The sequence below is a fragment of the Burkholderia sp. WSM2230 genome (assembly GCF_000472445.1).
Lineage (GTDB): Bacteria > Pseudomonadota > Gammaproteobacteria > Burkholderiales > Burkholderiaceae > Paraburkholderia.
Window position 1 is genome coordinate 694,813 of sequence record NZ_AXAJ01000001.1, and the last position, 19,269, is coordinate 714,081.

Consider the following 19,269-nt stretch of genomic DNA (forward strand, 5'->3'; position numbering starts at 1 on the left):
TGCGCGGCACCCAGGCACATTCGAAGCAGAGGCACAGCAAAGCACACGCGGCCATCACGCAATAGAAGGAGACACGCAGTGCAGCAACCCTCAACCGCTCACGCTCAGCCGAGGCTTGAATTGCGGCATGCGAGCAAATCGTTCGGGCGCGTGCGCGCACTGTCCGACGGCGATCTCGCGCTCTGGCCCGGTGAAGTGCATGCGTTGCTCGGCGAGAACGGCGCGGGCAAGTCGACGCTCGTGAAGATTCTGGCGGGCGTGCATCAACCGGATAGTGGCGAGTTGTTCGTCGACGGCGTGGCGCGCCGCTTCGCGACGCCTGCCGAAGCACGCGATGCCGGGCTCGCTGTCATCTACCAGGAACCGACGCTCTTCTTCGACCTGTCGATTGCCGAAAACATCTTCATGGGAAGGCAGCCGGTGGACCGCATCGGCCGCATTCAATACGACGCGATGCGCCGCGAAGTGGACGGCCTGCTCGCCTCGCTCGGCGTCGATCTGCGCGCGGATCAGCTGGTGCGCGGCTTGTCGATTGCGGATCAGCAGGTGATTGAAATTGCGAAAGCGTTGTCGCTGAACGCCAACGTGCTGATCATGGACGAACCGACAGCCGCATTGTCGCTGCCCGAAGTGGAACGGCTCTTTGCGATCGTGCGCAAGCTGCGCGAGCGCGACGTCGCGATTCTGTTCATCACGCACCGGCTGGACGAAGTGTTTGCGCTGACGCAGCGCGTGACGATCATGCGCGACGGCGCCAAGGTGTTCGACGGCCTCACCGCCGATCTGACCACCGACGCCATCGTCGCAAAGATGGTGGGCCGCGATCTGGAGACGTTCTATCCGAAAGCAGAGCGGCCGCCTGGCGAAGTGCGGCTCGCGGTTCGCGGCCTCACGCGCATGGGTGTTTTCAAGGACATTTCCTTCGACGTCCGCGCAGGCGAAATCGTCGCGCTCGCGGGTCTCGTCGGTGCGGGGCGCAGCGAAGTGGCGCGTGCGATCTTCGGCATCGACCCGCTGGACGCCGGTCAGGTTCTGATCTGCGGCCAGCGTCTTTCCACCGGCAGTCCCGCCGCCGCGGTGCGCGCGGGACTCGCGCTCGTGCCCGAAGACCGTCGGCAGCAAGGGCTCGCGCTCGAGCTGAGCATCGCGCGCAATGCGTCGATGACGGTGCTCGGCCGGCTCGTCAGGCACGGCCTCATCACGACGCGCAGCGAGACGCAGCTTGCCGACAAGTGGGGCACACGGCTGCGCTTGAAAGCAGGCGATCCGCATGCGCCGGTGGGCACGCTGTCGGGCGGCAACCAGCAGAAGGTCGTGCTCGGCAAGTGGCTGGAAACGGGGCCGAAGGTGCTGATCATCGACGAACCCACGCGCGGTATCGACGTCGGCGCAAAAGCCGAGGTGTATGGCGCGCTAGCGGAACTGGTGCGCGAAGGCATGGCGGTGCTGATGATTTCGAGCGAATTGCCAGAAGTGCTGGGTATGGCTGACCGCGTGCTCGTCATGCACGAGGGGCGTATCAGCGCGGAGATTGCGCGCGCCGACGCCGACGAGGAACGCATCATGGCCGCTGCACTCGGACAACCGATTCCTCCGTTGGGACGGGCAGCATGATGCGCCATTCTTCGACTCACCCTGCGCCGGTGCAAGCGCCGCCGCCCGCGAAGCGCTCCGCGAGTTCGGCTGGCGGCTTTGCGGCAACTCTCGCGAAAAGCCGCGAGACGACGCTTTTCATCGTGCTGATTCTGCTGATTGCAGGCACCGCGCTCGCGAGGCCGCAGTTCCTGAACTTGCAGAATCTGCGCGACGTGCTGCTCAATGTATCGATCATCAGTCTGTTGACCGCGGGCATGACCGTCGTGATTCTGATGCGCCATATCGACCTGTCGGTCGGCTCGACGGTCGGCATCAGTGCATATGCGGTGGGCAGCCTGTACGTCGCCTTTCCGCAGATGCCGGTAATCGTCGCGCTCGCGGCGGGGCTCGCAATCGGCCTGGTGGCGGGCGGCATCAACGCGTTGCTGATCGCGGTGGGGCGCGTGCCGTCGCTGGTCGCCACGCTCTCCACGCTCTATATTTTTCGCGGCGCGGACTACGCGTGGGTGCATGGCGGACAGATCAATGCAACCAGTTTGCCCGAAGCGTTTTCGCGTCTTGCCACCGGCACGTTCTTCGGCATCCCCTCGCTCGCACTGATCGCGCTCGTCGTGCTGCTGGCGCTTGCCGTCTACCTGAAGCAGTTTCGCGGCGGCCGCGAGCATTACGCAATCGGCTCGAATCCCGAGGCCGCGCGTCTTGCCGGCGTCAATGTCGAGCGGCGCGTGATGGCGGGCTTTCTGCTGTCCGGCGCCATTGCCGGCTTTGCGGGCGCATTGTGGCTCGCGCGCTTCGGCACCGTCGACGCCAGCACCGCGAAGGGCATCGAACTGCAAGTCGTGGCGGCGGCCGTGGTGGGCAGCGTCGCGATCACCGGCGGTGTCGGCACGATTCTCGGCGCCACGCTCGGCGCGCTCGTGCTCGGCGTGATCAGCATCGCGCTTGTCGTGCTGCATGTTTCGCCGTTCTGGGAGCAGGCAATAGAAGGCGCGCTGATCGTCGCCGCGATCACCGCCGATACCTTGCTGGCCCGCTCCGTCGCCAAACGCATGATGAGGAAACGCGATCATGGCTAAACCCGATTCCGCGCTGCTCACGCGCAAACGTGAAACGCCGCTGCAATGGGAAGTGCTGCTGGTGATCGTGCTGATACTTTCGCTGGCACTCGGACGCGTGCTGTCGCCGGTGTTTCTGACCGGCGCGAACCTGAGCAACGTGCTGGCCGATCTCACCGAGATCGCCTTGATGGCCTTGCCGATGACGCTGATTATCGTCGCCGCCGAGATCGATCTTTCGGTAGCTTCGGTGCTCGGCGCGTCGAGCGCATTGATGGGCGTGCTGTGGCACATGGGCTTGCCGATGCCGGTCGTGATCGCGCTCGTGCTGGTCGCGGGCGCGGTGGCGGGCTTGCTGAACGGTCTTGTCATCGTGAAGCTGAATCTGCCTTCGCTCGCGGTCACGATCGGCACGCTTGCGCTCTTTCGCGGCCTCGCTTATGTGCTGCTCGGCGACCAGGCTGTCGCCGATTTTCCGCCTGCCTACACCGCGTTCGGCATGGATACGCTCGGCGCCACTTTCATTCCGTTGCCGTTTGCGGTCGTGATTGTCGGCGCGGTGCTGTTCACCGTGCTGCTGCAAGCCACGGCGTTTGGCCGCAGCCTCTATGCGATCGGCGCAAATCCGACCGCCGCCGCGTTCTCCGGCATCGAGGTCGCGAAGATCAGGCTGCGTCTTTTCGTGCTGTCCGGTTTGATGAGCGCGCTGGCCGGCGTGATCTACACGCTGCGCTTCACGAGTGCGCGCGGCGATAACGGAGAAGGCTTCGAACTGTCGGTGATCGCGGCGGTGCTGTTCGGCGGCGTGAGTATTTTCGGCGGACGCGGTTCGATGATCGGTGTGTTGTTGTCGCTGCTGATTATCGGAGTACTGAAGAATGCTCTCACGCTCGACGACGTATCCAGCGAGACGCTCACCATCGTCACCGGGGTGCTGCTGCTTGCCTCCGTGCTGATATCGAACGTGGTCGCCCGTTGGCGCGCGGCGCGCGACCGGCGTTTCATCGCGAAGTCGGCTTCTTCCACATAGCGTGACCATCAAAACCCGGACACCACTTCGTCCAACAACAAGCAGGAGACACTTCATGTTCAAACCCCTACGTCATACCGGCGCGGCGGCGCTCTGCGTAGCGTTGCTCGCGATCAGTTGCGCGAGCTCTGCCGCGGGCCTGAAAAACGGCCTGAAGATCGCGTTCGTGCCGAAGCAGATCAACAACCCATACGAAGTGATCGCCGACGACGGCGGCATGGCCGCGATCAAGGAATTCGGCGGCACGGGCAAGGTGGTCGGGCCGTCGGACGCGGGCGCTTCGTCGCAGGTGCAGTACATCAACACCCTGATCACGCAGCGTCAGGACGCAATCGTGATCGCAGCCAACGACGCGAACGCCGTCGTGCCGTATCTGAAGAAGGCCATGTCGCAAGGCATCAAGGTGGTCACCTTCGATTCGGATACGGCGCCCGAAGGCCGGCAACTGTTCGTCAATCAGGCGAACGCGGAGGGCATCGGCCGCGGCCAGATTCAGCTCGTGTCGAAGCTGATGGGCGGCGAGGGCGAGTTCGCGGTGCTGTCCGCCACGCCGAACGCCACCAATCAGAACACGTGGATCAAGTGGATGCAGGAGGAACTGAAGAAGCCCGAGTATTCGAAGATCAAGCTCGTCAAGATTGCGTACGGCAACGACGACGACCAGAAGTCGTTCGTCGAGACGCAGGGTCTGCTGCAGGCGTATCCGAACCTGAAGGCGATTGTCGCGCCGACCACCGTCGGCATCGCGGCGGCGGCGCGTTATATCTCGTCGTCGTCGAGCAAGGGCAAGGTCGCGGTGACCGGGCTCGGCACGCCGAACCAGATGCGAGCGTTCGTGAAGAACGGCACCGTCAAGGCATTCCAGTTGTGGGACCCGAACCAGTTGGGTTATCTCGCCGGTTACGCGGCGGCGGCGCTCGCTTCGGGCACGATCAGCGGCAAGCAAGGCGAGTCGTTCGATGCAGGCAAGCTCGGCAAGCGGACCATCGGCGCGCAAGGCGAAATTATTCTCGGACCGCCGACTACCTTCGACGCCAGCAATATCGACAACTTCAACTTCTGACCGGCGTAAAGCGCCGCGCATGTGCGCGCAGCGCCGATGATCGGGCGCGCGGCACCGACTATCACACGCGAGGCGCGCCAGGCAATGAACCGCCCGCGCGCCGCGCTTTTCTTGCATGCGTGACGCGGCTCCCGAGCCGCATGCAAAGCGCGTTCAGAAGCGGTGCTGAATGCCCGCGGTCACGCCCGTTTGCGTGTCCGCGGCGCCGGTCAGATCGCGCGAGAGGCTGACGCCGTTGCCGTGCCTGGCCATCGCATAGCCGCCCGCCAGATACAGCACCGTGCGCTTCGAGAGAGCATATTGGCCGCGCAGCGAAATGAGCGTCGGGTCGGCGTCGCTCGCGTTCTTGATGTCCTGGTGATAGACGGCGCCGAACAGCGAGAAGAACGGCGTGATCTCGTACTGGCCGCCGATCCAGTACATGTCGCTCTTCAAGGTCGGCGTGGCCGTGTGGAACGTGCGCCGGTAATTGCGGTAGCCGGCCATTGCCTTCACCGCGCCGAAGTCGTAGCTCAGGCCCGCGTGAATGCCCTGAATGTAGTTGGTGGTGTCGGCGGGCGTCACGCTGTCGTTCGCGCCGTTCTGACGGTCGAAAGTGACCACGGCGGCAAACGGACCGTTCTCGTAGCCCATAGCGAGGTCGTATTTCGAACTCGATTTCATGCTGCCGGGCACATTGCCGAAGCCATACATCGCGCCGAGTTTGAAGCCGGAGAAGGTGCCGTCGTAGCGCACGGCGTTGGCCGAGCGCGTGAACATTCCGTCCTTGCGGGCGCCCGTTGCCGTGGATGAAGTCGCCCACGAGTAGTTCGGCGCGTAACCCATCGGGTCGAACTGCAGCATGTAGTCGTAGGTGGTCGTGAAGGTGCGGCCCAGCGTGATTTGCCCGAAGCGGTTTTTCAGGCCGATGGTCGCACGCCGGTCGAAGATCGCACCGGGGCCGTCGTCGAACTGGCCGTTCGCGACGTTGATGCCGCTTTCCAACTGGAACACCGCCTTCAATCCGCCGCCCAGATCCTCCACGCCGCGCAGACCCCAGCGCGACGTATTCTTGCCGCCGGACACGAGACGCGTGGCGCCGCCGTCCGCGCTCGCATGGTTCACGTATTCGACGCCCGCGTCGACGATGCCGTACAAGGTCACGCTCGACTGCGCGTGCGCGCTGCTAACGAAACCCGCAAAACCGGCGAAACCCGCGAGGCCGGCGCAGGTCGCGCCGAGGGTCGTTTTCCTGATGCTCAACTTCATCAACAGTCTCCTGTAGCTGCTTTTTTTACTTCGGTGGGTGATTGTGCAAAGGGCCTTGCCGCGGCGCTGAGCCGGCCCGTCAACCGGCCTGGGCGAAGGCCCAGCAGTCGTTCGCGGGGAATTCGATCCAGTGGCGCCCGGCCGCGCGCGGCACGTTGCCGAACGCGCGCAGACGCAGGTCGCCGCAATGGAACAGGTACTCCCAGCGGTCGCCGAGATACATCGACGTAATCAGGTCTGCTTGGAGGCGATTCGCGCCCGGGCCGTCGGCCACCTGCACGCGCTCGAGGCGAATCACGGCTTGCGCCTGCTGCCCGGCTGTCAGCGCCTCGCGCGCTTGTGCCTGCAACTGCCAGCCCTCGCCGGCCAACGTCACGTTTTCGCCGTCCACCGCGGCCACGCGCGCGTCGATGCGGTTATTGCTGCCCATGAATTCGGCGGTGTAGAGCGAGCGCGGCGCGCCATAAAGTTCCGCGGGCGTGCCTTCCTGTTCGATGCGGCCGTTGCGCAGCAGCAGGATGCGATCGGACATCGCCATCGCTTCGGTCTGGTCGTGAGTCACGCAAAGCGCCGAAAGCCCGAGCGACACGATCAGTTCGCGCAGCCAGGCGCGCGCTTCCTCGCGCAGCTTGGCATCCAGGTTGGAGAGCGGTTCGTCGAGCAGAATGACGGGCGGGTTGTAGACGAGCGCGCGCGCAATCGCGACGCGCTGCTGCTGGCCGCCGGAAAGCTGATACGGGTAGCGCGCTGCGAGATGACCGAGGCCCAGTTGGTCGAGCGCGCTTTGCACGCGCTTTTTCTGCTCGGCCGAAGAGACGCGCCGCAGCTTCAGCCCGTAGCCGACGTTATCCGCCACGGTACGGTGCGGCCACAGCGCGTATGACTGGAACACGAGCCCGAGCGAGCGCTGTTCGACGGGCAGATCGACACGCGCGGCACCGTCGAAGAACGCCTTGCCGTCGAGTTCGATGCGCCCGGACGAAGGCTGCTCCAGACCGGCGACCGCACGCAGCAGCGTGGTCTTGCCGCTGCCCGACGCACCTAGCAGGCACACCACTTCGCCGGGATTCAGCTGGAACGACACGCCCTTGAGAATCGGGTTGTCGCCATAGCTCAGAAAGAGGTTGTCGACTGAGAGCTTATCCATGAAGTTTCACTCCGAAGCGCAGGGCCACGCCGAGCCCGGCGCCGACCATCGCGATGTTGATGACAGAAAGCGCCGCGACCTGATCCACCGCGCCGGTCGCCCACAGCGACACGAGCAGCGCGCCGATCACTTCAGTGCCGGGCGAGAGCAGATAGACAGCGGTCGAATATTCGCGCTCGAAGATCATGAAGATCAGCAGCCACGCCGCGAGCAGGCCGAAGCGCACGAGCGGCAGCGTGACGTCGAGGCTTACGCGCGCGCGCGTGCCGCCGACGCTGCGTCCCGCTTCCTCGAGTTCGGGGCCGACCTGCAGCAGCGCGCTTTGAATCAGACGCATGCCGTAGGCGAGCCACACGACGGTGTAGGCGATCCAGATGCTCCACATGGAGTTCTTCAGCTCTTTCAAGCCCGGCACGAACAGAAAGATCCACAGGAACGCAAGACCAGCGAGCAGACCCGGCACCGCGCGCGGCAGCAGCACGAGATAGTCGAGCAGACGCGTCGCCCAGTCGTTGCGGCGATGGCCGGCGAACGCCACCAGCGAATAGAAGCCCACCGCCAGCGCGCCGCCGAGCACGCCGATGCCGAGCGTGTTGAGCACCGCGCGAACGAGGTTGTCCTGCTCGAACAGTTCGGTGAAGTTGGCGAGCGTGAGCACGTCGGCAAGACGCACGCCCTCGCCCCAGTTGGTAACGAACGCGCGCAGCGTGATACCCGAAAGCGGCACGAACACGGTCAGGAACAACCACACGGCGACGATCGCCAGCGCGACCCAGCGCCATGCGCCGAGCGGCAACACAGTCTGGCGTCCCGCCTTGCCTTTCACGGTGACGAAGCGGTTCGCGCGCTTGAGCAGCCTGCGTTGCAGCAGCACGAGCGGAAACGTGATGGCGACGATGCACACCGCGACCGCCGCCATCAGGTGATACGACGGCATGCCGAGCTTGTTGGTCAGCTTGTACAGATAGGTGGCGAGCACGAGGTGGCCTTCCGGGTCGCCGAGCACGAGCGGCAGACCGAACACCTCGAAGCCGAGGAAGAACACCAGCACGCCCGCGAAGAGCAGCGCGGGCAGGGTCATCGGCAGGCTCACGTCGAGCGCGACGCGAAACGGACGCGCGCCGGCAACACGGGCGGCTTCCTCGACATCGGAGCCGAGATTGCGCAGCGCCGCCGACGAATACAAATACACATGCGGCACGTGCGTGAGGCCGACGATTACCGTGATCGCGAGAATCGAGTACACGGTCCACGGCGCTTCGGCGCTGCCGAAGAGCGCCTTCCACCAGACCGAATAGAAGCCGACCGGGCCGGCAGCGACGACATAGCCGAAAGCGAGCACCATCGGCGAAACGAATACGGGCGTAAGCAGCAGAGGTTCGAGCCAGCGGCGGCCGGGCAGGTCGGTGCGCACCATCAGGAACGCGAGAATGCCGCCGAGCGGAATCGAAATGAAGAGCATGCCGCCCGCGATCACGAAGGAGTTCTTCAGCGCGGACCAGAAGTCCGGATCGCTGAAAATGAATTCGAAGCCCGCGAGGCCGAGCGTGCGGTTGGCGTCGAAGAACGGCGCGTTGAGCACGCTCTGGAACAGGATGAAGCCGAGCGGCAACGCGACGGCGACTGTCAGCACGGCGACGACGAGCCAGCGCAGCAGCCCCGCCAGCGGTTGCAGGCGGCCGCGCGGCAATGCGCCGATGGAGCCGCCGTCGGCCGCGAGCGGCGCGGCATCGCGAGGCCCGGTTGCGCTAGTGGAAAGCATGAGTGTCCCCCTGCGGCGCAAAAGCCGCATATCGACAGGTGTTCAACGGAAAACCGCAAGCGTTCGCGCGTGGCGGCGCGAACGCGGGTGTCAGGCGAAAGCCTTTAGCTCAGAGGCAAGCGTTTAGCGCTTGATCGACTGTTGCCATTGCTTGAGGAATTCGAGGCGCTTGGACTGGTCGAGATAAACCAGCAGGCCTGAGCCGATCGGAATCGGCTTGAGCGAGTCGCCGAGTTGCTTCGTGAGGCCGGCCATCGACGTTTCGCCTTCCACGTCCGAGCGGATCGAGAACAGGCTCGCCTGATTCGCGAGCAAGGTCTGGCCGCGCTGCGACAGCAGATAGTCGACCCACAGCTTTGCGGCGTTCGGATTTTTGGCCTTCTTCGAAATGGTGACGAGGCGGCTCACCACGAGCGTGTAGTCCTTCGGGTAGACGTAGCCGATCGACGGATCTTTCTTGGCCTTGCTGAGCGCGTACGAGCCGAGAATGTTGTAGCCGATCAGGTTCTCGCCCGACGAAATGCGCTCCATCATCGCGCCGGTGCTCGATTGCAGCTTTGGCCCGGTGGCGCCCATTGCCTTCACCAGATCCCAGGTGACCTGCGGGTTCACGCGCGCGTCCTGCGTCAGATAGTTGAAACCGACGCCAGACTTCTCGATGTCGTAAGTCGTGACCTTGCCTTTGAACTGGTCGGGCTTCGCCTGCAGCAGCTTGATGAGATCGGCGCGCGTCTGCGGCACCTCTCCGGCGGGCACGAGACGCTTGTTGTAGACGATCGCGAGCGGTTCGTACGTAGTGCCGTACGCCTGCTTCTGATACTGCGCCCATTGCGGCAACTGCTTCGCTTCGGGCGAGTCGTAAGCCGCCATCAGGCCGTCGTTGACGAGCTTCACCTGCAGGTCCATTGCCGAGCTCCACAACACGTCCGCGCTGGTGCTGCTCGCCGCGTTTTCGCTGATGTAGCGGTTGTACAGCTCGGTGCTGTTCATGTCGTTGTATTCGACCTTGATGCCGTACAGACTTTCAAAGTCCTTGATGAGCGGACGCACGAGGGCGGTGTCCGTCACCGAGTAGACGATCAGCTTGCCTTCTTTTTTCGCGCCGTCGACGGTGGCCTGGTAGTCGCCCGGATAGCCGGCCGGAAAGGCCGCCCACGCTGCGTTCGCGGCGAACGCCACAGCAGCGGCGAGAAGCTTCAGAGAGCTGTGCATGTCTTCCTCCAGAAAATATCGTGTTGGTTTTGTGAAGGCGAATGGTAAGAGAGAGGCGCTTTCTGAACGCTTTCAATTTGCGAGGGAAATGCGTCACAATGATCGAATTCGCCTCATGGATTTCCCTGGGATTCTGTTCATGCGTGTGCTGCTTGTCGAAGACAATCCGATTCTTTCCCGCTCGCTGACCGACGCGTTGACCAATGCGAAACTCACTGTCGACTGCATGCATGACGGCGAATCCGCCGATCACGTGCTGCGCACGCAGGACTACGCGCTGGTGATTCTCGACATTGGTTTGCCGAAGCTCGATGGGCTGGAAGTACTGCGCCGTTTGCGCGCGCGCCGCAACGCGGTGCCGGTGCTGATGCTGACCGCGCACGGATCGGTGGAAGAGCGCGTGCGCGGCCTCGATCTCGGCGCAGACGACTATCTCGCCAAGCCTTTCGCGCTCACCGAACTCGAAGCGCGAGCGCGCGCGCTGCTGCGCCGCGGTCACGGCCAGGAGGCTTCGCGTGCCCAATGCGGCACACTGATTTACGACAGCGTCGACCGCAGCTTCACGCTCGACGGCGAGCCGCTCGCGCTCACGCCGCGCGAACGTTCGGTGCTCGAAGTATTGATCTTGCGCAACGGCCGCGCGATCAACAAGGAAACGCTGTCGGAGAAAATTTTCGGGCTCGACGAATCGGTGAATGCGGACGCCATCGAAATCTATGTGCACCGTTTGCGCAAAAAGCTCGAGCGCAGTTCGGTCGGCATCGTCACGTTGCGCGGGCTCGGCTATCTGCTGGAAGCGCGCACGCCATGACACGGCCGAATCTGCGCGTGCGGGTCGCGCTGTGGCTGCTGCTGCCGCTTCTGTTGCTGCTCGCGCTCGATGCCTGGCTCACCTATCAACGTGCAATGAATGCGGCACACGCGGCATTCGACCGCACGCTTGAATTCGCGTTGCGCTCGATTCGCGACGGCGTGCGTCTGCGCGATGGACGCATCGAGGTCGACCTGCCTTACCTCGCGCTGGAAATGTTCGAATCGAATGGCGGCGGCAACATCTACTATCAGATTCGCGAGGAACATGGGCGCGTGGTGACGGGTTACCCCGATCTGCCCGAAACGGTAAAGATGCCGGCCGAGCCCTACAGCGTGCAGTTCTACGACGACGTGTTTCGCGGACGTCCGCTGCGCATTGCCTTTCTGAGGCTGCCGGTGCACGACGTGCCCACTGCGCAAACCCGCGTCGTGCTGGTGAGAGTGGGCGAGACGATCGAGCCTCGGCAGGCGCTGGCGCGCGAGATTCTCACCGGCTCGCTGCAGCAGGAAGGCTTGCTCGTCATGCTCGCGCTCGGCATTGTGTGGCTCGGCGTGGCGCGTGGCTTGCGGCCGCTCAATCGGCTGTCGGCCAAAGTCGCCGCGCGCGACGAAGACGATCCCACGCCGCTCGATACCGTCGGCCTGCCGAGCGAAGTCGCGCCGCTCGTCGATTCGATCAACCAGTACATTGGCCGCACGCGGAACATGCAGTTGTCGCGGCGGCGCTTTTTCAACGACGCCGCGCATCAGTTGAAAACGCCGCTTGCGGTCATTCAGGCGGAGTCCGAACTGGCGCTGCGCGATCTCGACGGCGTGGAAGAGAGCGGCGCGAGCCCGAGGCGCCAGGGCGTGCATTTGCGGCGCCTGAACCGCGCGGTACAACAGGCGGTGCGCATCGTGCAGCAGTTGCTGTCGCTGTCGCGGCTGGATGCGGATAGCGGCTACACGGTGAGGCATGCCGCGGTGCCGTTGCACAAGGTTGCGCGCAGCGTGACGCTCGACTGGTCGCCGGTGGCGCGCTCGCGCGGCATCGATCTCGGCTTCGAGCAGGAAACGCGCATCGACGTGACAGGCCAGGCCGATCTGCTCGCGGAACTGGTGGGCAACCTGATCGACAACGCGATCCGTTATTCGGGCGACGGCGCCGTCATCACGGTCCGGGTCGCATGCGAGCACGGGCAACCGCTGCTTCAGGTCATCGACAATGGGCCGGGCATTGCCGCGAGCGAACGCGACGCGGTATTCGAGCGCTTTTATCGCAGCGAGGCGACGCAGGCAGTGGAGGGCAGCGGGCTTGGCCTGTCGATTGTGCGCGAGATTGCGCGGGTTCATGAGGCGCGCGTCGCGTTGAGCGATGCCCGCGGCGGTGGCCTCGTGGTGAGCGTGTGGTTTCCCACGCCGCAGCAACAGGCAGCGTGAGTTGGGCGCTTATCGACGGATCCCGAAGCTTCGGGCGAAAGTTGCGGCCGGCGTGGTGCTGTTCCATGTGACGCCGTCCATGAATCTTTGCGTGGTTTCATGCGCCGGCACGGCGACCTTCACATGCGCGGCCGCCTCGCGGTACAACTGCGTCTGATTGATACGCTCTGCGATCTGCGCGTAATCGCCGCGCGCGTCGATCATCCCCCAGCGCTCGAATTGCGTCAGGAACCAGGCGCCCTCGAACGGCTGCGGATAGTTCACCGCGCCCTCGTCGAAGAAGCGCACCGGCAAACCGTGCGGCACCGAAGCGGGAAGCGCGTCGCCAAAACGCGCGGCGATCAGTGCTTCGTCGATGCCGATATACTCCGGCCGCGCCAGCCAGCGCGCGATCTCATTGCGGTGCCCGGGGCCGTCGAGCCAGCGGCAGGCTTCGAGCATCGTCTGCACGAGCGCGCGCGCGGTATTCGGATTCGCGCTGACAAAATCGCGCCGGCACGCGAGCACTTTCTCCGGATGATCGGGCCACACTTCGCTCGTATAAGCGACCGTTCTGCCAACGCCTTTCACTTCGGCCATCGCATTCCACGGCTCGCCCACACATAGGCCGTCGAGCCGCTCTTCGGCAAGCGCGGCGACCATCTGCGGCGGCGGAATCACCACGCTCTCCATGTCGCGCAACGGGTCCACGCCCTGCGCGGCGAGCCAGTAATACAGCCACATGGCGTGCGTGCCGGTGGGAAAGGTCTGCGCGAAAACCGGCTTGCGGCCGAGCGTGGCGAGCGCTTCGCGCAATGTGCCGCGCGCGGCGAGCGCATCCGCGAGACGGTTTGACAATGTCAGCGCCTGGCCGTTGCGGTTGAGCACCATCAGCACGGCCATGTCCGTTTGCGGACCACCAAGGCCGAGTTGCACACCGTAGACGAGGCCGTACAGCGTATGCGCCGCGTCGAGATCGCCCGCGATCAGCTTGTCGCGCACGGCGGCCCATGAAGGCTGGCGCGACAGTTCGAGCGTGAGTCCATGCGCGTGGCCGAATTCGAGCAGCTTCGCGGCGACGAGCGGGGCGGCGTCGGAAAGCGCGACGAAGCCGAGGCGCAGATGCGTTTTCTCGAGCTGCCCCAACGGCGATGCAGCAGACGGCGAAGCGGAAGGGCTGGCAGAGTTCATGGACATGCTTCACTTGAGCGATTCGGCCGCCGCGACCACCGCGCGCGCGACCTCGGCGAGCTTGACACCCTGGTTCATCGCGCGTTTGCGCAGCGTGGCGTAGGCGGCATGCTCGGTGATTTTCTGCTGATCCATCAGCAGGCGTTTTGCGCGGTCGATCAGCTTGCGCTCCGCGAGCTCGTTCTCGACCTGGGCGAGGCGTTCGCGCAGTTGCGATTCCTGCGCGAAGCGGGCGAGCGCGACTTCGAGAATCGGCGCGAGCCGCCCGGTTTCGAGCCCTTCGACGAGATAAGCGGTAACGCCCGCGCCGACGGCGTCGCGGATCAGTTGCTGATTGTCGTCGTGGCTGAACATGAGCACCGGCCGCGGCGCGGTGGCGTTCATCACCGCCAGTTGCTCGAGCGTGTCGCGCGAGGGCGAATCCGTATCGATGATGATGACGTCCGGCCGCTCGGTCTGAACCGTGCTGTGAAGCGCGTGCGGCGTCGCGGTGCTCGCGAGCATCTCGTAGCCGAGCCGGGCGAGCGCGTCGCGCAGGTCGCCTATCGGCTTATCGGTGTCGGTGACGAGGAGAACACGCAGCATGGAGTAGTGGCAATCGACGGCTGAACACCGTTTAAGCAACTTCAATGCCAGGTGCCGGAAAGCCTTGTCTGCGAAGGAATCACGCGCTTACGCCGAGTTTCCCCTGGCAGCGGCGCACCGCGACAGGGCATGCGCGACCGATGCACCGAAGCAGCGCACGCCGAGCAGCGCACGCGGAGCAACCGAGGGGAGACGGATAGGGAAGGTGCGCAAAAAGCGCGAAAACCGCGAGACGCGCAAAACGCGATCAGGATCGCGAGTTGGTTCCGGGCGGCGTAACAGGCATCGCGACGCATCGCGACGACCGTCGCAATGAGCGAGCCCTGCATGCCTGCCGCAAAAGCGACGCTGCTGCGCCGCCCCGGTTCGGCTCATGCCGGACCGGAGAACGCACGAGAATGCCTCTGCGTACAACACTGGCTCCAGGCCACGAGCAAGAGCTTGCCCGGCCCGGCGCCGGTCGCCTTAACGGCGACGGAATTGCGAATTGCTGCGAGCCGCGCCGCCACCGCCTGCCCGCTCGTCCTTGTGACGAAAGTTGATCCGGCCTTTGGTCAGGTCGTAGACCGACAGTTCCAGCGTCACGCGGTCGCCCGCGAGAATACGAATGTGGTTCTTGCGCATGCGTCCGGACGCGTAAGCGCCAACCACGACGCCGTTGTCGAGCGTCACGCGGTAACGGCTGTCCGGAAGTACTTCGTCGACGATACCGTCAAGTTCAAGCAGTTCTTCTTTCGCCATGCATAACTCCTGGTCGATGGGATAGGGGCGCGCGACGCCTCACGCGAGGCGCTGCAGCGGATAGTGTTGCGAGCGGGCGGCAAGCCCGCGGTTTGCGTCAACGGCTTATGCGCCGTTGCCGCCGCTCAAAGATCGGCGACCGACTGGCCGTCCACGCGGCCGTCAATCAGTTGCTCGGCGTGGGCCGTGCACGCAATGCGCGCCTTGCCCGTGCCGTCGAACGGAAACAGATACTGCAGGCGGAACACGCGGCCCTCGGCCGCCGGATTCGCGCCCACGCGGCAGATGCGCACCGACGCGTCGTAGCCGGCGTCCGCGTTGCGGCTCGTCTGGCCGTTGGTAGGGCGGCGCGGATAGACGAGCGGGTGGATTTCATAACCCTTGTACGTCTTGACTGCTGAGTTCATAAGCACATGTCCTGTATTACGTGGCCGGCGTGTCACGCGTGTTACGCGGGGCACGGCAGGCCGGGCAGCGCAGCACCGGAAGGCGCGCCGCCATGGAAAAAGTTGGCGCAGGCCCGATGAGAAAGGCTTGAGCGCGCCGCGCAAATTCGCGGATTCGATGGAGAAGAAACACGCTGATGTCGCGCGGACACCGGGCGCGTGAAAGCTGAAATTCAGCTGAACAGCTCAGCTACACAACTCGCGACGGCTAATGCAGGCGGCGCATTGCCGGAGTGACGGGATCGCCGACGGGCGGCGGTCGAACAGTCGGGGATGTTGCGGAGATGCCGGTATGAGACTGCCAGTGCTGCAAATGCGGAATACAACTATTCCAATATGATGCACTAAATAGGTCCGATTGGATAGCAAAAAGTTCCCGGCGCGCCCAGATCGTCCGGCGGGCTCGCTACAATGGCGAGTTGCCGCGCGAGGCGACGCAGCAATGCGCTGCTCGTTTTGCAGCCCGGTACGATAGCCCGGCTTCGGCCGACCTCCGCACTCCATCATTCGCTCTCAACGCCGCCACACCGTCATTTGCCAATGCGCCAGACCACCGCGTCCCCCGTGAAAGACCTGCTGCTCGAGCGCTACGCTCCCATCGCCGACGGCATTGCGGCGCTTTTCTATCCGTGTGCCGAAGTCGTGATTCACGACCTGCGCGACCAGACCATCGCGTATCTCGCGAACAATCTGTCGAAGCTCGAGGTAGGCGGACCTTCGGTGCTCGACGAAGTGCACTATGCGGCTCGCGGGCGCACCATCGGCCCCTACGAGAAGCTCAATTGGGACGGCCGTCGCATGCGTTGCGTGAGCAACATTCTGTTCGACGACAACGGCAAGCCCGCCGGCATGCTGTGCATCAACTTCAATATCGCGGTCTTCGAAGACGTGCGCTCCACGCTCGATCTCTTCATCCGAGGCGGCAATCTGACCGACGCGCCCGCCGACGACCTGTTCCGCGACGACTGGCAGGACCGCATCAACACGTATCTGCACACGTGGCTGCGCGAGCGGCAGATCGGCATCAATGCGCTCACCCGCGAGCATAAGCGCGAGATTGTCGAGGCGCTGCATGCGCAAGGTGCGTTTCGCGGCCGCAGCTCCGCGAATTACGTGGCGGCCGTGCTGACCATGGGCCGCGCCACCGTCTACAAGATCCTCAAACAGATGAAAGAAGGCGGCTGAGCGCCGCCCACGCAATCCATGACGACAAACACGCGCTACCGCCATTACAAAGGCGGCATCTACGAGCTGATTTGCGAGGCGACGCTCGAGTCCGATCCGTCTGTCACGATGATCGTCTACAAGGCGAGCAACGGCGCGATCTGGACGCGCCCGGCATCGGAGTTTTTCGGGCAGATCGAGCGTGAAGGCGTGAGCATGCCGCGCTTCGCGCAGATCGACTGACGTTCGGGACGCTCAGGGCGTTAAAGGCGTTAAAGGCGTTAAAGGCGTTAAAGGCGTTAAAGGCGCTCAAAACGCTCAGCGCGACTGTCGCGCCGGCAGTGCGATTGCCTCCGGCGCTTCTATCACCACGTCGGTTTGCGCAATCGCCACACACGGCAGGATGTAGCCTTCCTGCTTTTCCTCGCGGCTAAGACCCGGCCATTCGATCGTGTAGCGCACTTGTCCCGCCGTCATTTTGCAGATGCAGGTGCGGCACGTGCCGTTGCGGCACGAACGCGGCAAGCGCAGATCGGCGAAGCCGGCGGCTTCGAGAATGGTGAGCGTATCGGGCGCCTCGAAGCTGCAGCCAAGCGGCTCGACGCGAACGAGAGGCGGACGGTCTGAATCGGACATCATGCGAATGTGTGACTGGGTTCGTCACACTTTACACGCTAGTGCCGCCGTCCATCGGCAATTGCGGTGTGGCCGGCTCAGTGCGTCGAGCCGCCGCGCCGCAAATAGCGGTACACGGTATTGCGCGCGAGTCCCAGCTCGCGTGCCGCCGCCGACACGTTGCCGTCGAGCCGCGCCAGCGTCTGCGCGATCAACGTGGCCTGCCAGTCTTCCATGCGCGACGGCGCGCGCGCCTGGGCGTCGAACGGCACGCTTCGCGCGTCGTTGCCGATCGCGCGCGCCGCGAATGCCTTGTCAGCCGGGCTGTTTTTCGCCGCGGCCTCGGCACAATCGTGCAGGAAGTCTTCCGGCAAATCGTCGAGTTGGATCTGCTCCGCGCCCTCGGCCATGATGCTCGCCGTGCGCAGCACGTTGGCCAGTTGCCGCAGATTGCCTGGCCAACCGTATGTCATGAAGCGCTCGAGCACTGGCTGCGAAACACGGCGCGGCAGGTTCTCGCCCTCGCGCTGAAGCTCCAGCATGCGCGTGACGAGCGCAGCGAGATCCGTGCGCTCGCGCAGCGGCGGCAACGTCACCACGAGTCCGTTGATGCGGTAATACAGGTCTTCGCGGAAGGTGCCTTCCTCGATCATCGCGCGCAGATTGCGGTGCGTCGCGCAGACGATCCGCAGATCCACCGGAATTGCGCGCGTGCCGCCAAGCGGCACCACGGTGCGCTCCTGCAATACGCGCATGAGCCGCACCTGCTGCGCGAGCGGCATGTCCCCGATTTCGTCGAGGAACAGCGTACCGCCGTCGGCCTGCACGATCTTGCCGACGCTGCCGCGCTTTTTCGCGCCGGTGAACGCGCCGTCTTCATAGCCGAACAACTCGGCCTCGATCAAGGTGTCCGGCAGCGACGCGCAATTCAACGCGACGAACGGCGCCGCGCGCCGCGGCGAATCGTGATGGATGGCGCGCGCGAGCCATTCCTTGCCGGTGCCCGTTTTGCCGAGGATCAGAATGGGAATGTCGCGGCCGCGAACCTTGGCGACGCGCCGCAAAATCGCAGAGACTTGCGCGTCGCCGGTATCGAGCGTCTGCAACGTGGCCGGCGTAGTCGTGGCGGCGGGCAGCGCCGGCTCAGCCGTTCGCGCTGCGTGACGCGCGGCGTGCGATGCGAACCCGCCCACTGTCTGCACGGATTCCGCTGCCGCCCCCACATAACGCTGCGCCGAATATTCGCCGCGCGCGACAACCCGTACGCCGCTTGGCAATGTGAGCACGACGTTCTCGCCAGGCGCGTGGGCGATCCGCTGCAGCACATTGGTGAACGCGACGCCGAACAGCGCCTCGAACGGCTGCGCTTGCAAGGCCGCAAGCGGCTGTCCGAACTGGAACAGCGCGCTGCGATTCGCCGACAGAAACGTACCGTCGGCGGCGAATGCGGCCAGCCCTTCGAACAGCGTGCCGATGAATTCCGCGCGCGCGTGAAAGTGCACGCGCACTGCATCGGCGAATTGATTGGAGAACAGATGATTCTCGATCATCTGCGCCGACATTCTGACGAGCGCAAGCGTGTGTTTGTGAAAGCCGCGCGTGTCGCCGCTCACGTCGAGCGCGCCGATGGTGCGCCCGAACGGATCGGCAATCGGCGCGCACGAGCAGGTGAGAATGCGGTTTGCGTGCAGGAAGTGTTCGTCGGCGTGGACCACGGTCGGCTGCCCGTCGACAAGCGCCGTGCCGATGGCATTCGTGCCGCGGTCGGCCTCGGCCCACGACACGCCCGGGCACAGCGCGACGCGATTCGCCTTCGCGACGAAATCGCTGTCGCCGAGACTATGCAGGATCACGCCCTGACTGTCGGTGAGCAGCACCATGCTTTGCGTGTCGACGATCTGCGCGTGCAGCGTTTCCATGACCGGCAGCGCATGCGTGAACAGCGACTGATTGCGATCGACCAGTTCGCGCAACGCAGGCCGGCGCAGCGGATGAAAATCCGGCACTTCGGACGCTCGCAGTCCGAGCTCGAGCGAACGCGCGTGAGCTTGTGCGATGACATCGGGCCGACCGGTGCGGGACGGCGTGGCGGGGCGATGGCTCAAGGCATGTCTCCGGTGAGCGGGGCGGCGGGTACATTGCCCGCCGTTTGATGCCGCAGCGCAGCATGCACGCTGGTGGCCGAACACCGATATTACAGGAG

At 64.4% G+C, this 19,269-nt stretch carries 18 protein-coding genes; 8 read left to right on the top strand and 10 right to left on the bottom strand.

The window, feature by feature from the left end; genetic code table 11:
- Positions 1 to 78: 78 nt before the first annotated feature.
- The 4 genes from A3AC_RS0103190 to rhaS are packed head-to-tail and all read left to right on the top strand — an operon-like array spanning position 79 to position 4,744.
- Entirely contained in the window at positions 79 to 1,614 is a 1,536-nt protein-coding gene (locus tag A3AC_RS0103190; protein WP_025597238.1) for a sugar ABC transporter ATP-binding protein, read from the top strand.
- Positions 1,611 to 2,672, top strand: coding sequence for an ABC transporter permease (locus A3AC_RS0103195; protein ID WP_025597240.1), 1,062 nt, complete (start codon positions 1,611 to 1,613; stop codon positions 2,670 to 2,672). The genes A3AC_RS0103190 and A3AC_RS0103195 overlap by 4 nt, the downstream gene beginning before the upstream one ends.
- Complete coding sequence (locus A3AC_RS0103200; RefSeq protein ID WP_025597242.1) at positions 2,665 to 3,681, top strand: ABC transporter permease; 1,017 nt, start codon at positions 2,665 to 2,667, stop codon at positions 3,679 to 3,681. The genes A3AC_RS0103195 and A3AC_RS0103200 overlap by 8 nt, the downstream gene beginning before the upstream one ends.
- Before the next feature lie 55 nt (positions 3,682 to 3,736).
- The gene (gene rhaS / locus A3AC_RS0103205) at positions 3,737 to 4,744 is read left to right on the top strand and encodes a rhamnose ABC transporter substrate-binding protein (protein WP_025597244.1); all 1,008 of its coding nucleotides are present in this window, start codon (positions 3,737 to 3,739) and stop codon (positions 4,742 to 4,744) included.
- 153 nt (positions 4,745 to 4,897) lie between these two features.
- On the opposite strand, the gene A3AC_RS0103215 is transcribed toward rhaS, so the two are convergent.
- From A3AC_RS0103215 to A3AC_RS0103230, 4 genes are all read right to left on the bottom strand, one after another.
- Complete coding sequence (locus tag A3AC_RS0103215; protein WP_025597246.1) at positions 4,898 to 5,992, bottom strand: porin; 1,095 nt, start codon at positions 5,990 to 5,992, stop codon at positions 4,898 to 4,900.
- A 79-nt stretch (positions 5,993 to 6,071) separates the two neighbouring features.
- Positions 6,072 to 7,139: an ABC transporter ATP-binding protein gene (locus A3AC_RS0103220; RefSeq protein WP_025597248.1), complete on the bottom strand. Its 1,068-nt coding sequence runs from the start codon at positions 7,137 to 7,139 to the stop codon at positions 6,072 to 6,074.
- Positions 7,132 to 8,901, bottom strand: coding sequence for an ABC transporter permease (locus A3AC_RS0103225; protein WP_025597250.1), 1,770 nt, complete (start codon positions 8,899 to 8,901; stop codon positions 7,132 to 7,134). The genes A3AC_RS0103220 and A3AC_RS0103225 overlap by 8 nt, the downstream gene beginning before the upstream one ends.
- Before the next feature lie 123 nt (positions 8,902 to 9,024).
- A complete protein-coding gene (locus A3AC_RS0103230; RefSeq protein WP_025597252.1) occupies positions 9,025 to 10,113 on the bottom strand; it encodes an ABC transporter substrate-binding protein in 1,089 nt (362 codons plus the stop codon).
- A gap of 115 nt (positions 10,114 to 10,228) precedes the next feature.
- Here A3AC_RS0103230 and A3AC_RS0103235 point away from each other — a divergent pair, with 115 nt between their 5' ends.
- Positions 10,229 to 10,924, top strand: a complete 696-nt coding sequence (locus A3AC_RS0103235) for a response regulator (RefSeq protein ID WP_442856452.1) — start codon at positions 10,229 to 10,231, stop codon at positions 10,922 to 10,924.
- Entirely contained in the window at positions 10,921 to 12,345 is a 1,425-nt protein-coding gene (locus A3AC_RS0103240) for a sensor histidine kinase (protein ID WP_025597256.1), read from the top strand. The genes A3AC_RS0103235 and A3AC_RS0103240 overlap by 4 nt, the downstream gene beginning before the upstream one ends.
- A 9-nt stretch (positions 12,346 to 12,354) precedes the next feature.
- Here A3AC_RS0103240 and A3AC_RS0103245 read toward each other — a convergent pair whose 3' ends face one another.
- The 4 genes from A3AC_RS0103245 to A3AC_RS0103260 all read right to left on the bottom strand — a co-directional run bounded on the left by A3AC_RS0103245 (position 12,355) and on the right by A3AC_RS0103260 (position 15,248).
- The gene (locus A3AC_RS0103245) at positions 12,355 to 13,515 is read right to left on the bottom strand and encodes a CmpA/NrtA family ABC transporter substrate-binding protein (RefSeq protein WP_025597258.1); all 1,161 of its coding nucleotides are present in this window, start codon (positions 13,513 to 13,515) and stop codon (positions 12,355 to 12,357) included.
- 9 nt (positions 13,516 to 13,524) lie between these two features.
- Positions 13,525 to 14,100, bottom strand: coding sequence for an ANTAR domain-containing response regulator (locus A3AC_RS0103250; RefSeq protein WP_025597260.1), 576 nt, complete (start codon positions 14,098 to 14,100; stop codon positions 13,525 to 13,527).
- Between the two features lie 465 nt (positions 14,101 to 14,565).
- Positions 14,566 to 14,841, bottom strand: coding sequence for a translation initiation factor IF-1 (gene infA / locus A3AC_RS0103255; RefSeq protein WP_013343004.1), 276 nt, complete (start codon positions 14,839 to 14,841; stop codon positions 14,566 to 14,568).
- Positions 14,842 to 14,966: 125 nt separating this feature from the next.
- Positions 14,967 to 15,248, bottom strand: coding sequence for a hypothetical protein (locus A3AC_RS0103260; protein WP_025597264.1), 282 nt, complete (start codon positions 15,246 to 15,248; stop codon positions 14,967 to 14,969).
- Positions 15,249 to 15,827: 579 nt separating this feature from the next.
- Between A3AC_RS0103260 and A3AC_RS0103265 the strand changes: the two genes are divergently transcribed.
- Together A3AC_RS0103265 and A3AC_RS0103270 are read left to right on the top strand one after the other, a co-directional pair.
- A complete protein-coding gene (locus A3AC_RS0103265; protein WP_025597266.1) occupies positions 15,828 to 16,472 on the top strand; it encodes a helix-turn-helix transcriptional regulator in 645 nt (214 codons plus the stop codon).
- Between the two features lie 18 nt (positions 16,473 to 16,490).
- Positions 16,491 to 16,694 carry a DUF1653 domain-containing protein gene (locus A3AC_RS0103270; RefSeq protein ID WP_025597268.1) on the top strand — a complete coding sequence of 68 codons (204 nt, stop codon included), beginning with the start codon at positions 16,491 to 16,493 and terminating at the stop codon, positions 16,692 to 16,694.
- Positions 16,695 to 16,769: 75 nt separating this feature from the next.
- Here the strand turns inward: A3AC_RS0103270 and A3AC_RS0103275 are convergent, their stop codons facing one another.
- Positions 16,770 to 17,087, bottom strand: a complete 318-nt coding sequence (locus A3AC_RS0103275; RefSeq protein ID WP_025597270.1) for a 2Fe-2S iron-sulfur cluster-binding protein — start codon at positions 17,085 to 17,087, stop codon at positions 16,770 to 16,772.
- Between the two features lie 77 nt (positions 17,088 to 17,164).
- Positions 17,165 to 19,171, bottom strand: a complete 2,007-nt coding sequence (locus A3AC_RS0103280; RefSeq protein ID WP_025597271.1) for a sigma-54-dependent Fis family transcriptional regulator — start codon at positions 19,169 to 19,171, stop codon at positions 17,165 to 17,167.
- Positions 19,172 to 19,269 lie beyond the last annotated feature (98 nt).

Coding starts and splice junctions, on each gene's coding strand:
- A3AC_RS0103195 (WP_025597240.1), top strand. CDS start 1,611: ATGATGCGCCATTCTTCGACTCACCCTGCGCCGGTGCAAGCGCCGCCG.
- A3AC_RS0103200 (WP_025597242.1), top strand. CDS start 2,665: ATGGCTAAACCCGATTCCGCGCTGCTCACGCGCAAACGTGAAACGCCG.
- rhaS (WP_025597244.1), top strand. CDS start 3,737: ATGTTCAAACCCCTACGTCATACCGGCGCGGCGGCGCTCTGCGTAGCG.
- A3AC_RS0103215 (WP_025597246.1), bottom strand. CDS start 5,992: ATGAAGTTGAGCATCAGGAAAACGACCCTCGGCGCGACCTGCGCCGGC.
- A3AC_RS0103220 (WP_025597248.1), bottom strand. CDS start 7,139: ATGGATAAGCTCTCAGTCGACAACCTCTTTCTGAGCTATGGCGACAAC.
- A3AC_RS0103225 (WP_025597250.1), bottom strand. CDS start 8,901: ATGCTTTCCACTAGCGCAACCGGGCCTCGCGATGCCGCGCCGCTCGCG.
- A3AC_RS0103230 (WP_025597252.1), bottom strand. CDS start 10,113: ATGCACAGCTCTCTGAAGCTTCTCGCCGCTGCTGTGGCGTTCGCCGCG.
- A3AC_RS0103235 (WP_442856452.1), top strand. CDS start 10,229: ATGGATTTCCCTGGGATTCTGTTCATGCGTGTGCTGCTTGTCGAAGAC.
- A3AC_RS0103240 (WP_025597256.1), top strand. CDS start 10,921: ATGACACGGCCGAATCTGCGCGTGCGGGTCGCGCTGTGGCTGCTGCTG.
- A3AC_RS0103245 (WP_025597258.1), bottom strand. CDS start 13,515: ATGAACTCTGCCAGCCCTTCCGCTTCGCCGTCTGCTGCATCGCCGTTG.
- A3AC_RS0103250 (WP_025597260.1), bottom strand. CDS start 14,100: ATGCTGCGTGTTCTCCTCGTCACCGACACCGATAAGCCGATAGGCGAC.
- infA (WP_013343004.1), bottom strand. CDS start 14,841: ATGGCGAAAGAAGAACTGCTTGAACTTGACGGTATCGTCGACGAAGTA.
- A3AC_RS0103260 (WP_025597264.1), bottom strand. CDS start 15,248: ATGAACTCAGCAGTCAAGACGTACAAGGGTTATGAAATCCACCCGCTC.
- A3AC_RS0103265 (WP_025597266.1), top strand. CDS start 15,828: ATGCGCCAGACCACCGCGTCCCCCGTGAAAGACCTGCTGCTCGAGCGC.
- A3AC_RS0103270 (WP_025597268.1), top strand. CDS start 16,491: ATGACGACAAACACGCGCTACCGCCATTACAAAGGCGGCATCTACGAG.
- A3AC_RS0103275 (WP_025597270.1), bottom strand. CDS start 17,087: ATGTCCGATTCAGACCGTCCGCCTCTCGTTCGCGTCGAGCCGCTTGGC.